Below are 12751 nucleotides of genomic sequence, written 5' to 3'. Positions count from 1 at the left end.
AGCCGGGCCGACCCGCCGCCGAGCAGTTCGCTCGGGAGCCTCCAAGCTATTTCTCCCCCGAAAGCCCGTCAAATGACCCGCTAGCCGATCCTGAAGAAAGCGTCAGAATCCGCAGAACCGGGGTCCAATCGCCCCTGGCTTACCCAAGCGCGTCGCGCAGGGCCACCTCGAAGACCTCCTTCCCGGACAGCCCCCCGTCCCCGTTCAGGTCGTAACGGTCAAACGCAAAGCCCGCGGGCAGCTCCTCACGCGTCAGCTTGCCGTCGCCATCGCCTTGGTTTTTATCGTGTTTCTCGAACAGCCGTTGCGTGAACGCCAGGGTCTCCATCCGGACCCCCTCTCGGCCGCCCTCGATGTGGTCCTCGGGTCGGAGGCTGCCAACCGGCGCCGCGACCTCGAAGAACCCGATCATCATCTCCTCGAACGACTGATCGCCCCAACGCACCGTCGCGGTCGGGTCGGGGTTCGCCGGGTTCCCCGCCGAGTTGTCGAACGTCGCCTCGCAGTCGATCCGGTACCCCTCAGGAATCGCGATCGGCTCAGCAAACTCGTACGACGTCTGCCAATTGAAGTCGTAACGCGGCACGTTGAGCAGCACGCTCTCGGCGCCTTCGGGTTGCGAGCTTGTTACGAGGAACGACTTGCCGCGGAAGTGCATGTGCGGCGACACGCTGATTAACTGGGCGTTCGCCGGGAAACGGTCGCGCGACGCGCTGACGTGATAGTCCGGGTCGCCCGGTGGGATCTCGAACCGGTGGTTCGCGGCTTCGAGCGTTACGACCTCTTCTTTCACCGTATTCGGATCAGCGAAGACGAGCCCCATCCGCGTGCGGTCCTCGGCTTCGACGCCCGTCGGCGTGTAGTGCATCTGGAAGATGAATTTCGATCCCGCCGGCACGCGCCGCGCGCGGCCTTCGGCGAGGACCATCGAGCTCTGCCCCGGCACGTACGCGCCCATCCAACCGAGCCCTTCATTTGCTTCACTAGCGGGAGGGCTCACGAACACGATGACGTGGTGAACCACCGACGCCTCACCCGGTACGATGTCGGCGGCCTGCACCCACTTGTCTTCGGTGAAGCCCGGATCGACGACGAAGTACTGGTAGTCGATCACCCCCTGCGCGGCGACGCGGAACGGCTCGTCCCGCATCGCGACGACCATGTCGGGCTCGCGTGGCAGCCGCCAGCCTGCGACGAACGCCCGCGGCTCGGGGAGCTTGGCGAGGTCGCCCGCCGGGGCGCCGGCCTTGGCCCAATCGTAGAACGTCTGCTTCTCGGCGTCGCTCAGCCGTCGGGCGTTGGCGAACTCGCCGTGCTCCGGGTCCGCGTGCCACGGCGGCATCCGCTGGTCGCGGACCACTTCGGCGATCATGTCGGCCCAGCCGGCAACCTCGTCGTAATCCCGCAGTGCGAACGGCGCAATCTCGCCCGCGCGGTGGCACTCGACGCAGTGCTTCTCGAGCAACGGCGCCACGTGCTCGCTGTAAGTCACGTTGGCGTCGGCGTCCGCTTCGCGCGGCAAGCCGATCACGCAGCCCACGGCCCGCGTCTCGGGCGTCGCGACCTCTTCGCCGGCAAGCACCGCGTCAATCGCTTCGCGAACGAAGCTGCGCGTCGGCGCCTTCCGCACCACACCCACGTCGTACTGGTCGTCGATCCGCCCTTGATACCGCACGACGCGTTGGCGATCGAGCACAAACGCCTCCGGAGTCCGCGTCGCGCCGAAGCTCTTGACGGCTTCCGCTTGGTTGTCCTTCAGCAACGGGAACTCGATCCCATGCTTGCGTCCGTAGGCGGCTAGCTCCGTCAGCGAGTCCTGGCGATTGGCGTTGATCCCGATCACCGCCACATTGCGGTCCGCATAGGCCTTCGCCAGGCTTACCAGCCGCGGCCCGTAAAGCTTCGCCAGCGGGCACTCGACCCCCAAGAAGACAACGACCACTGCGTCGGCGTCCCGGTAGTCCGAGAGCGAGCGCTGCGCGCCGTACGAATCGGTCAACGTAAAATCCCCGACGACGATGCCCACCGCGGCGTCGGCGATCGCCGTGGCGCCTAGGACGCAAGCGATGACAGCGGCAGGGATGCGAGAGATCACCATAGGTCTCGGAAGCTCAAGTCAAAAACACGAAGACACACCAACGTCAGCTAGACGATCGCCGATCGCGATAGGTTTCAGAAATCGCAACCATGGAACGAATCCATCGAGCAGTGAGCCGGAAGACCCGTATTTTATCGCATTAGGTGGCCAAAACCGAGCACAAACCACCAACCGCCAAGGTATTAATCACCGCCAAAAAAGCTCCTAAAGGAAAACCCAATGACCAAACCACAATGACCAATGAAATGCTGCCGCACGATCATTCCTTCCGACCCCCCCGTCTCTAACCCTTTCTTCATTGGTCATTGGGGCTTGGTCATTGCGCATTGCGATTCTCCGCGCCTCCGCGGTCCGCCCAACTACCACCGCATCTGCCCCGTGATCGATTGCACGGCGCTCCACAGCTCGCTTTCTGGCGCCATGTGGCGGGGCTTGCCGACCGACGCCGCCAACGGGACGTGCACGATGCGGCCGTTCCAGTAGCCGACGAAGAGGTCGGTCTTTCCCGCCATCGCCGCGTGCGCCGCCTGGCGCGCGAAGCGCTCGGTGAGCAGGCTGTCGGTCGCGTTCGCTTGAACGCTGCGTATGTAGTAGCTGGGATCGAAGTACTTCATGCCCACCGGCTTACCGATGCCGTCGAAGTAGCTGGAGATACGCTCCTTGAGCAGCAGGCCGATATCCCCTAGCCGGCGATTACCCGAGGCGTCGACCGCTGTCGGGTCGAGCCCATCCATGAGTCCCTGACCAGCGCCCTCGGCGACAACGATCACCGCGTGGCCGCGTGCCTCGAGCCGGCGTTCGAGCTTGGCGAGAAAGCCACGCGGCCCTTCGAGTTCGAAGGGATGCTCGGGCACCAAGCAGAAGTTGACCTCGCCGCTAGCGACGGTCGCTCCCGCGGCGATGAAGCCCGCGTTGCGGCCCATCAACTTCACGAGGCCCACGCCGCGCGGAACGCTCTTCGCCTCGACGTGCGCGCGGTCGATGACGCGTTCGGCCTCGGTCACCGCCGACACGAAGCCAAACGTCTGGAAGCAGTAGAGGATGTCGTTGTCGATCGTCTTGGGGATGCCGACAATAGCGAGATCGACGCCGCGGCGGGCGGCCTCCTTGGCGATCGCATGAGCGCCGCGCTGAGTGCCGTCACCGCCGACAGGGAAGAACAAGTTGACGCCCAACTGCACGAGCGTCTCGACCATCACGGCTGGGTCTTGATGCCCGCGGGACGTGCCAAGCATCGTGCCGCCCTGGTGGTGGATCGCCTCGACCCAGTCGGCGGTCAGCTCCATCGGCGGCTGCGGCGCCTCGGGCGTCAGGCCCAGGTAACCGTTGCGGACGCCATAGACGGTCGGCACGCCGTACCCGTCACGCAGCGCGAAATAGAGGTGGCGAATAACGTTGTTCAGACCCGGGCAGAGCCCGCCACAAGTGACAACGGCGGCCTTCGACTTGCGCGGATCGAAATAAACGTGCTCGCGCGGCCCCGCCTTCTCAAACATCAAAGGCGCAGCTGCCAGCGGCTTGGCATCCGTCGCCGCTGACCCCAGCGCCGAGGGCTCCGCGCCCTCGACGCTGTCAACTTCAAGAAGCACGCGGGCGTTGTCCGGCGTGAACAAGCGGTGCTCAACGGGCGACGGGACGCGGCGCTCACCGAGCGTCGTCACACGCAAATCGTCTTGCGTCATCGGTAACCATCACAGGGATCGAGGGGGCGTCGCGACACGCTGCCAGCGCTGCGTCCCTGTGATTGTCACTCGTAATCGTCGCCGCGTCTGCCCGGCTAAATCCCACCCGGCTTCGGTCCGACAATCGGCCCAATACCAGCTTCGCCCGGAGGGGGTGTAGCGAAGCGGATCGATCGTGCCGTCGTCGGCGCCCTGTGGGGCTCGCGAGTGGTTCGGCGCCCGCGCGATTGGCACGCTGCTAAGTCGCCCGAAACTCTCCTGTCCTCGCGAGCCGCCATCTCCTGCGCGTCTCGATTTCGCATTCCGTAGGGGTAGCTCCGTAGGGCAGGCCTCGCCTGCCGCAGCGCTTTTGACGGCGCCAGGCAGGCGTGGCCTGCCCTACGGCAACAGCCGCTCGACTTAAGCCGACTGCTTGAGCCCGGCGCTGATCCCAACGGTGGCCGGCGCCGCCTCGGCGGCTACCCGGCCGGCGCAGGCCCCGGTACACCGCTCTTCGGCCTTTCCTTCACAACGGGGAGCGGCGCCCGGCGCCACGTCCCACGCCTCGAGTTCGTCACGAAGCACCAGCACGTCGCTGGGGGCCTCGATGCCGACGCGGACCTTATCGCCCGCGATTTTTACGACTGTAACAACGATCGAGTCACCGACTCGGATCCGTTGGGCTTCTTTCCGTGAAAGCACGAGCATGAACGTCCTGTACCTCCGTGCAAAAGACAATCCGCCAAAGGGGAAGTGTCTCTATGTATACTAATCGGGATGGGGGCAGTCAATCATTTTTTCGGCGCCCTCGGCGCCGACAGCGGGTCGGGTTGTCAGGAACCGTTCCCCCCGGGAGTCGTAGCACCACAGGGTGTTCGTGGCAGCGTCCCAGACGGCTGTGAGCAGCACTTCGCGGGGGCCTCGTAACGCGAAATGCAGTCCGCAAACCTCGTCGCCTCGTCGGATCGGAGCCATGTGCAGCTGAGCCGCATCGCAGCGGAGCCGCCCCTTGGCGGAGAGCGTCGCCCGAGCAAATTCGGCGACCTCAGCGGCGTTAAAATCGACCGACGACGCCTCGATGGCGCACGCTTCCACTATCACCTCCATGCGGTTGGTCTGAGTTGCTTCGCAGCCCAGTTGCTTAGCAGCGCAGTTGCTTAGCAGAACACGCGCACCCAGGGCATCCAGGCCCAATCAAGTGCGAGCAGCGGCGGAGGGCGTCGTCGCGTCAGCCGCGAAACTTGCCGCCAGCAGAGAAGTCTATCGGGCCGCGAAGGGGCGGGCCTTAAGCAGTCTGGGCAAAATAGATAGCCTGGCGACACTAGTAGGAGTTTGGCGCCACCTGACGTATGAGACCGCTTACGCTTGTGAGGCTTGAGGATTGGTTGGCAAACCAAGCACGGCCCGCGGCGCATCCCTCAGGCCTCACAAGCGCAGCGGTCTCAGCCCTAGAAGATCCCTGCCCCGAAGCCGCCCGTGCCGTTGCCGCGACGCTCGGTGGGCTCGTCGAGGTAGGCGTTGCTGCGGGTGTCTCCCGGCGCAATGTGCGGCCGGCCCACTCCCGTACGGGCCGGATCGCCCTGTGGCGGGTGGTGTGGCTTGTTCGACGCCGCGGTGCGGTGGCTCTCGTCGAAGCGGCGGATCGGGGCCTCCGTCTCGTCCGCGTCGACGAAGTCACCGGCGTCGTACTCGTCGTAACGCGAGACGTAGTCGGGCGACTTGGCCCGCTCGACCTCTTGGTGGTACTCCTCGACGACGTGGTTCTGGATCATCTCCCGACAGGAGGAGTTGATCGGGTGCGCGATGTCGGCGTAGAGCTTGGTGCGGCCGTCGGCGTCTTTAATGACCCGGCTCTCATTGAGCCGCCCGCCACACTGGTTGCAGTAGTGCGCGCGGAGGTGGTTCTTCATGCCGCACTTGCCGCAGTGAGCGGTGAGCTTGCGGCTGGGCATGGCGACGAACAAGCCGCTTGTGCCCTCGATGATCTTAAGATCGCGGACGACAAAGCAGTCGTCGAAGGTGATCGAGCAGAACGCGCGGAGGCGTTCGCCCGGTTCATCCATCAACTTGATGCGTACCTCGGTGATGTGCACAGCCGTCGCTCCTGGTTTGCTGCCCCAGCGCTAACTATTTCGCTGCCGGCCGCACGATCTTGCTGCCCCCGCGGGTGGGGAGCCGGACAAGTGTTGCCGGAGTTACATGTGTTGTTCGTGTCGCCTGCGGTAAATGTCAGCCAATTGTGGTGGCAAGGGTTTGCCCAACACACAGCGCCCGCAATCTCTCCGCAGCCCGACGCGCCTGCCCCATCGTCGGAAACAGCCCGAAGTAAGCCGAACCGCTCCCCGAAAGCTGATGAGCCGCACAACCGCACCGATCGAAGGCCGACCGGACCCTGTCGAGCCACGGCGCGAGCCGCACCGCAGCGTGCTGCAGACCGTTGGTCATCCAGGCCGCCATCCGGCGCCAGTCTCCAACGGCAAGGGCCGCGGCGACGCTCTGCGTCCGGTCGGGGTCGTCGGCGGGCGCGTAGTCGGCTGGCTGGCATGCCTGGTAAACCGCCGCGGTCGCTAGGCCGACGTCGGGCTTCACCACGACGACGGGCATGCCCGCTGAGAACGGCGTGGGTTGAATCCGCTCACCCCGTCCGGTCGCCAACGCGGCGCGCCACGAGCGATCTCCGATCGCACCGACAAAAAACGGGACATCGCTTCCGAGCCGCGAGCCTATCTCTATTTTACGTTCCTGCGACCAATCGAGTTCCCACACCCGGGCCGCGGCCAGCAGGGCGGCTGCCGCGTCGCTCGACCCCCCGCCGAGGCCGGCTTGATTGGGAATCCGCTTCACCAGCCGCACGTCGGCGCCGCGATCGACGCCCGCCTCGTCTCTAAGCAACTCTAGCGCACGCACCACGAGGTTGCGGCCGTCGGTCGGCACGCCGGCAGTGTGGCGGGGGTGGCCGAGGACTTCCAGGCGGATCGGTTCGCCCTGGCCGGTCGCTGTTATCTCGAGAGTATCGCGGAGGCCAATCGTTGCCATCAGCGTCCGCAGCTGGTGGAAGCCGTCGCTCCCCCTGCCCAGGACCTCCAGGCAGAGATTCAGCTTCGCCGGCGCGTCGAGGCGGCAGGTGAGGCCATGGGGCGATGGTCGCATCGGACGTCTCCAGCTAGACAAGAGAAACGTCGTCCCCTCTCCGAAGGGGATGGCGGCAAAACACGCAGCAGCAGCTCGATCTCCTCAATCGTTCTGAAAATGCCAGCGGACGGCGATTTCGTGCAAAAACCCAACCCCGCTGTCGCCCTTTGGACCCGATTGGCCCCGACGCTGTCAACGGAGTTTGTCAAGCGTTCTGCTGGACTGTACGAATCTCTGCTGCTGGCGTCAATTCACACCAGGCAGTCCGGGTAATCCGGTTAAACCCAACGACCCGCAGCCGGATTCGCAGTGACACACGGTTGTCAGACCCGCCCCCGAGACGCAGTGTACGCTATCCACAGAGCTGTTCCCGGCCATCCCGACCTCCCCCCGCCCCTATCTGACGCGCTGTGTCCCACCCCCATCCGGAGCCCCCTCGCTCCAATTCCCCCGGCACGCTCCTCCGCACGGTCGGCGTCGGCGTCGCCATGGGCTCAGCCGACATCATCCCGGGCGTTTCTGGCGGCACCGTGGCCCTGATCCTGGGCGTCTACGAGCGGTTGCTGAGCGCCCTGTCGCGTTTCGACAGTCAGTTTGTCCGATACGTCCTCAGCGGAAAGCTAAGCGAAGCCTGGCGTCATATCGACGCCTGGTTCCTCTTCGCGTTGGCGGCTGGCGTAGGCACAGGCGTGAAGGGCCTCGCTGGTGTGATGACGTACCTGCTCACCGAGCAAGCGACCTACACCTACTCAGCGTTTTTCGGCCTGATACTGGCGTCGGGCTGGCTCGTCGCGCGACTGGCGAAACCGGACACTCCGGTTGCCGGCGCCCGCTGCGTCGCGATTGGGCTGATGGCAATGATCTTCGCCGTCTGGCTCATGAGCCAGGGCCAAATGACGCCCTTCTCGGGTTTGCCTTACACCTTCGCCTGCGGCGTGATCGCGATCTGCGCGATGATCCTGCCGGGCATCAGCGGCGCCTACCTCCTGTTGATCCTCGGCAAGTACGAAGAGATGTCCGGCATCTTGCACCGCGCGCCGTCGCTATCCGGCTATGAATGGGCGTCGCTCGGCGTCTTCCTGACGGGTTGTCTCGTCGGCATCCTCTCGATGAGCCGTGTGCTGAAGTGGCTGCTCGCGCGGTACTGGTCCTCGACGATGTCGGCGCTAGCGGGTTTCATGATCGGCTCGCTATACCGCGTCTGGCCGTTCCAAAGGGACACGACTCCTGACGTGGGAGAATTCAAGCTCAAGCTCTTCCAGCCGATGTTGCCCGACTCGTTCGACAGTACAGCGATGTCGTGCCTGGCGATCGGCGTGTTCTGCTTTGCCGCGGTCTTCGTGATCGACTGGCTGGGACGGCGCGTTAGCGAAACCACCCCAGAAGAGGTGGCCGAGACGCTCGAAGACGAAGTGAACTGAACCCCACGATAGAAGGCGAGCCGGCGACGTAAGTCGTCGGTGGGAAGCGGGTACTCGGGTTCCACCGACGACTTACGTCGCCGGCTCGCCTTCTATCAAAGGTCCAGAGCCACTGCGCTGCGGATCGACTCGTGGATCGCTTCGATCGACTGTGTTGCGTCGATCACCGAGACGCATTGCGGGTCGAGCTCCGCTTCGGCGAGGAAGCCCGCGCGCAACCGCCGGCGGTACTCGGCGCCGCGGCTCTCCATGCGGTCGGGCTCGCGGCCACGGCGCTGGTCGGCGGCTTCGGGATCGAGATCGAGGAGGAAAACGCGGTCGGGCATGACGCCATCGGTCGCCACGGCGCCAACCATGGCGACGGCTTCGCGCGGCAAGCCGCCGGCGTGAGCTTGATAGACCAGATTCGCCATCAGGAAACGGTCCGACACCACCACCGCGCCGCCCGCCAGCGCGGGACGGATCACGTCCTCCATCAACTGCGCCCGCGCGGCCATGTACATCAGCATCTCGGCCCGCGGGCCGATGGGGCGGTCCTCGCCGCTGTGCAGCAGCAGCTCACGGAGCGTTTCGCCCAGCGGCGTGCTCCCCGGGTCGCGGCACGTCACGACGCGATGGCCCTCGCCCTCAAGCCACTCCACCAGCAGCCGCATCTGCGTGCTCTTGCCGACGCCGTCGATGCCGTCCAGGGAGAGGAACATGGGGGCGTTATAAGGCGCGAAGCGGCGGGACGCGATAGGTCACGCACCTCCCGTTTGTGGGAGGCGTCTCCAGACGCCGATCACGGTGTCTATCCCGAAACGGCGTGGTGCGCGTCATCGGGGTCTGGAGACCCCTCCCACATGAGCTTGGCGCCTCACACCACCCCATACCGCTCCGCCGCCGCGCGGTGCCGCCGCGCCACCTCGCGCCGCAGGCGTTCGGGCTTCAGCACCTCGACCTGATCGCCGTAGCCCAGCACCCACCAGACGATCTCACGTATCCCCGACACGGTGACGTGGTAGTCGAGCGAACCGTCGTCGCGGAACTCGCAGCGCTGTGTCGGGTGCCAGAGCACCTCGGCCACATTTCGACTGACGACCGCCGAGAAACGCAGGTGCACTTCGCTGTCGGGGCCGTCGTCGGGGATCAGCCGCCAGGCGTTCCGCAGGTGCTTCTTGACGCTGAAGGACGGGGGCCGCTTGAACGACGCGCCCGTCGGCTCGACGGCTTTGACACGGCCGATGTTGAACGTCCGGACCTCGTCGTGACGTGACGAGCGACCGATCACATACCAGCTGCGTTCTTGGAACAGCAAGTGATACGGGTCGAGGTCGGTCTCGATCTCACGGAACTCGGTCCGACAGTCGTACCGTATACGGACGGCTTGCTGGTCCACACTCGCCCGCAACAGGGCGCGGTAGACATCCCCTTTGTCCGCCAGCGGGTTTACCGGCGGCGGGCGGAGGTCGATCGCTTCGGCGACCTCACTGAGTCTCTCCCGCATCGAGGACGGCAAGCTCGCCTCGATTTTCTCAGCCGCGCCGATGGCGGCGGCGAACAGCGTATCGCGCTCCAGCTCCCCCACGCGCCCCGCCAGCAAGACGACCGACAACGCCTCTTCGAGCGTCAAGTTGGTCGGCGGCAAAAAGTGAGCTGCGTCGATCCGGTAGCGCTGCGCGTCGGCGTCGTACTCGATCGGGACCCCCGCTTCGCGGAGCGACTCGATATCGCGGAACACCGTGCGTCTGCTGACGCCGCACGCCTCGGCGAGGCCGTCAGCGTCCCCCCCCTGCCCCGACTGGAGCCTCTGCAGGAGGTCGATGAGTCGTGTAATGCGCTTGACGTTCATTCTTCTCGGTCACGGCGCCGTACGCATGGACAACGCCCGACGATGTTCCTTCGGACCGGCCTTCGGCCTGGGCCGAAGCCATCTGAACGTTGCTGCGTGGCGTGGCGATCGGTTGGGGTCGGTGGTTTTCAGTCGTCGGATTGATTTCGTATCCCGTCGCCATGCCGGCGACGACCGCCTGACCGCCTGGAGCCGAGAACAACGAGCCGCCCGCCTGGGGCGCCGATGTCTCCATCACCGCCCCCATCGAGTCCATCGGCTCGGCAGGGACCGGTTCGAGAGGCTCTCCGTCTTGCGGGGACGCCATCTCGGGGGCCATCTGCTCGTACGGCACGCCGTCGATGATCACGCCGTCGCCGTACACGCCGCTCGCCGAATCGGTCTGCTGAGCGTGCGGGCCGCGGCTCATCACGTTCGGGCGTGTGTAACCATAATCAAGGTACAGGCTCGCGTCACGTTGACGGGCCCGACGCATCGCGTCGAAGTACGCCTTGCCGGGCCACGGGCCCTCGGCCAAGTAGACGCCGTTGTAGTCGAGCAGCGAGCCCTTGCGGTAATGGACGTCCGTAATCGCCAGGTTGTAATCGACCAGGCTCCGGTAGTAGGCCGTCTCCGCGTCGCTGCGACGCCGCTGGGCGTCGAGCAACAGGTCGAGCGTTACCCGGTTTGCCTTATACGAAGTTTCAACCGCTTCGACTTCGCGTTGCGCAGCGGCGCGGCGGTTGAAGTTCGTTTCCGTGAGGCTGTAATTCAGGTCGAGGTCACGAACCGCGTCGCCCAATTGGTGCGAAACCTCTAGCTCCAAGTCCTGGAGCAGGGCCCGCTCACGAGCGAGCAGCAACTGGTGGTGCCGGACGGTGGACATCTGCTGGCGGAAGCCGATTGGGAGGCTGAACCGCAGGCCCATCTCCCACTCCTGGAAATTGCCGTCGGTCAGGACGTTGAACGCTCCGACGCCCGGTGAGAACGGCGTCGCTGCGCCCTGGTCGTCGCCGAACAGATCGTCGCCACCACCGTTCCAACGGTAGGTGCCAAAGGCGTCCAAACGCGGGAGCAGGTGGTTACGGGCGGCGATCAGCTCGAGCTCACGCTGCTTGATCGACCACTTCTGCTTGCGGACCTCGACGCGGCGGGTCAGACCCTCGCTGTGGACCGCGGTCCAGTCGAACGCCACTTGGGCGGTCGTCGGCTCGTCAGCCGGGCGGATGAGGCGGCCGTCGGTGTGGCTGAGGCCCATGATGTAACGCATCCGGTTCTCGGCCGTGTAAAGCGAGGAGAGCCCCTGCTCGACTTGAGCCTTGAACTGGAAGTACTGGGCGCGGGCCTGAGCCTCGCGGTCGGCCGAGCCGCCCCGGGCGCCCTGGCGGGCCAAGGCGGCGACCGTCTTCCAAGTCTGCAGCGCGCTGTCGCGGCCGATCTTGCGGGCCTCGAGGTCGCGGTACGTGAAGTAGAGGTTCCAGTAAGCCTGCTCGACGTCCCGCATCAGGTTGCGGGCCGCGCCCTCGAAGTCAGCAAGCGACTGGTCGGTGCGGATCCGGGCGAGCATCACACCATCGAACGGGTTCACGCCATTCTGAGCGTACTGCTCGAACGCGAACGGGCCCGCGATGCGGTTGTACTGAGCGCCGGCGCCTTGCAACAACGGCTGGCTGACGAAGGTCTCGAAGTTGGTGCCCCACTGCGAGAAGGCGGGGGCGTTCTGCAGAATGAGGTTGTTGTTGGCGTCGTAGGTCGTGTTGTTGCGGAACGCGAACTGAGTACCAGCGGCGGACGTCTTACTAACGCCCACGTTGAAGTTCGCCGCGTCCTGCTGGAACGCCCGCGACTGGAACGCCGACGCGAAGCCGCCGACGTTCACCGGGCGGTCGTTCTTCTGCCACGAGATCGCCGAGTCGAGCTGCGCGTCGAAGGCCGAGAGCGCGGCCTCGGTCCCCGTGCCGTTGAACTGCGAACCGGACGCGGTTCCCGTCGCGGATTCAACGAGAGCCGGATCGTAGGTCGTCGCGACCGAGACGCTGTTGATCAAGTTGCGCGAGATGGTCTCGGGCGCTTGCTCCTGAACCACCGCGCCGAGCTGGCGCATCACCTGGCTGTTGGTGAGCGTGATCCGCGTCGCTTCTTCAAGCGACAGATCCCAGACCTCGTAGTTCTCCGAGTGTCGCACCGTGAGGGGCGCCATTGCCGACGTGACCTCGTCGAGCGAGGGCTCTTCCACGTCCGGGTACTCGATCTGAGTCGCTACGTCCACGTAGTGGCTCAGGTCGCCGTCCTCCATGAAGTAGAACGGCTGCGTCGGAGCGCAACCGGTCAGCGCCGTGATACCGGCGAGGAGGACGCAGAAGAAGTGGCGGGCTTGCCGATCCATGGCGGGCTCTTCGTGGATTGGTTCGTCACACGCCGTCGCCGACGCTGCTGGCCTTCCGAGGCCCGCAACGTCAACGCACTCAACCGACGCGTGCTTGGTCCCGTTCACTCGCTGCGAGCGATCCGGGCTTTCCCCCCAAAACACGATCTCAGGCTCAAGGCGTTTCCGCTGGCGCCGCGCCCCCAAAACGCGACCGCCCACCCCGAGCCGGAGCATTCAGCAGAACTGACATCGTCCGCACAA

10 protein-coding genes are annotated in these 12751 nt (G+C 65.3%); 1 reads left to right on the top strand and 9 read right to left on the bottom strand.

Annotated elements, in window-relative coordinates; all coding sequences use genetic code 11:
• Window positions 1-139 precede the first annotated feature (139 nt).
• The 6 genes from Spa11_RS04675 to ispE all read right to left on the bottom strand — a co-directional run bounded on the left by Spa11_RS04675 (window position 140) and on the right by ispE (window position 6909).
• The gene (locus Spa11_RS04675; protein WP_145108629.1) at window positions 140-2098 is read right to left on the bottom strand and encodes a redoxin domain-containing protein; all 1959 of its coding nucleotides are present in this window, start codon (window positions 2096-2098) and stop codon (window positions 140-142) included.
• A gap of 359 nt (window positions 2099-2457) precedes the next feature.
• The gene (locus Spa11_RS04670; RefSeq protein ID WP_145108626.1) at window positions 2458-3780 is read right to left on the bottom strand and encodes an ATP-dependent 6-phosphofructokinase; all 1323 of its coding nucleotides are present in this window, start codon (window positions 3778-3780) and stop codon (window positions 2458-2460) included.
• A 399-nt stretch (window positions 3781-4179) separates the two neighbouring features.
• A complete protein-coding gene (locus tag Spa11_RS04665) occupies window positions 4180-4467 on the bottom strand; it encodes a carbon storage regulator (protein WP_145108624.1) in 288 nt (95 codons plus the stop codon).
• Between the two features lie 60 nt (window positions 4468-4527).
• Entirely contained in the window at window positions 4528-4854 is a 327-nt protein-coding gene (locus tag Spa11_RS04660) for a hypothetical protein (protein WP_145108621.1), read from the bottom strand.
• Between the two features lie 353 nt (window positions 4855-5207).
• A complete protein-coding gene (locus Spa11_RS04655) occupies window positions 5208-5852 on the bottom strand; it encodes a SpoVG family protein (protein WP_145108618.1) in 645 nt (214 codons plus the stop codon).
• Between the two features lie 136 nt (window positions 5853-5988).
• Window positions 5989-6909: a 4-(cytidine 5'-diphospho)-2-C-methyl-D-erythritol kinase gene (gene ispE, locus Spa11_RS04650; protein WP_145108615.1), complete on the bottom strand. Its 921-nt coding sequence runs from the start codon at window positions 6907-6909 to the stop codon at window positions 5989-5991.
• A gap of 392 nt (window positions 6910-7301) precedes the next feature.
• On the opposite strand from ispE, the gene Spa11_RS04645 reads away from it, so the two are divergent.
• Window positions 7302-8312, top strand: coding sequence for a DUF368 domain-containing protein (locus tag Spa11_RS04645; protein WP_145108612.1), 1011 nt, complete (start codon window positions 7302-7304; stop codon window positions 8310-8312).
• 95 nt (window positions 8313-8407) lie between these two features.
• On the opposite strand, the gene tmk is transcribed toward Spa11_RS04645, so the two are convergent.
• From tmk to Spa11_RS04630, 3 genes are all read right to left on the bottom strand, one after another.
• Window positions 8408-9013: a dTMP kinase gene (tmk, locus tag Spa11_RS04640; protein WP_145108609.1), complete on the bottom strand. Its 606-nt coding sequence runs from the start codon at window positions 9011-9013 to the stop codon at window positions 8408-8410.
• 155 nt (window positions 9014-9168) lie between these two features.
• Window positions 9169-10143 carry a helix-turn-helix transcriptional regulator gene (locus tag Spa11_RS04635; protein ID WP_145108607.1) on the bottom strand — a complete coding sequence of 325 codons (975 nt, stop codon included), beginning with the start codon at window positions 10141-10143 and terminating at the stop codon, window positions 9169-9171.
• The gene (locus Spa11_RS04630; protein ID WP_197529741.1) at window positions 10070-12508 is read right to left on the bottom strand and encodes a TolC family protein; all 2439 of its coding nucleotides are present in this window, start codon (window positions 12506-12508) and stop codon (window positions 10070-10072) included. The genes Spa11_RS04635 and Spa11_RS04630 overlap by 74 nt, the downstream gene beginning before the upstream one ends.
• Window positions 12509-12751: the final 243 nt, after the last annotated feature.

Source organism: Botrimarina mediterranea, assembly GCF_007753265.1.
GTDB lineage: Bacteria > Planctomycetota > Planctomycetia > Pirellulales > Lacipirellulaceae > Botrimarina > Botrimarina mediterranea.
Note: the sequence above shows the minus strand (reverse complement) of the source record. Positions and strands in the feature narration are given on the sequence as shown.

Coding starts and splice junctions, on each gene's coding strand:
- Spa11_RS04635 (WP_145108607.1), bottom strand. CDS start 10,143: ATGAACGTCAAGCGCATTACACGACTCATCGACCTCCTGCAGAGGCTC.
- Spa11_RS04630 (WP_197529741.1), bottom strand. CDS start 12,508: ATGGATCGGCAAGCCCGCCACTTCTTCTGCGTCCTCCTCGCCGGTATC.
- Spa11_RS04675 (WP_145108629.1), bottom strand. CDS start 2,098: ATGGTGATCTCTCGCATCCCTGCCGCTGTCATCGCTTGCGTCCTAGGC.
- Spa11_RS04665 (WP_145108624.1), bottom strand. CDS start 4,467: ATGCTCGTGCTTTCACGGAAAGAAGCCCAACGGATCCGAGTCGGTGAC.
- Spa11_RS04670 (WP_145108626.1), bottom strand. CDS start 3,780: ATGACGCAAGACGATTTGCGTGTGACGACGCTCGGTGAGCGCCGCGTC.
- ispE (WP_145108615.1), bottom strand. CDS start 6,909: ATGCGACCATCGCCCCATGGCCTCACCTGCCGCCTCGACGCGCCGGCG.
- tmk (WP_145108609.1), bottom strand. CDS start 9,013: ATGTTCCTCTCCCTGGACGGCATCGACGGCGTCGGCAAGAGCACGCAG.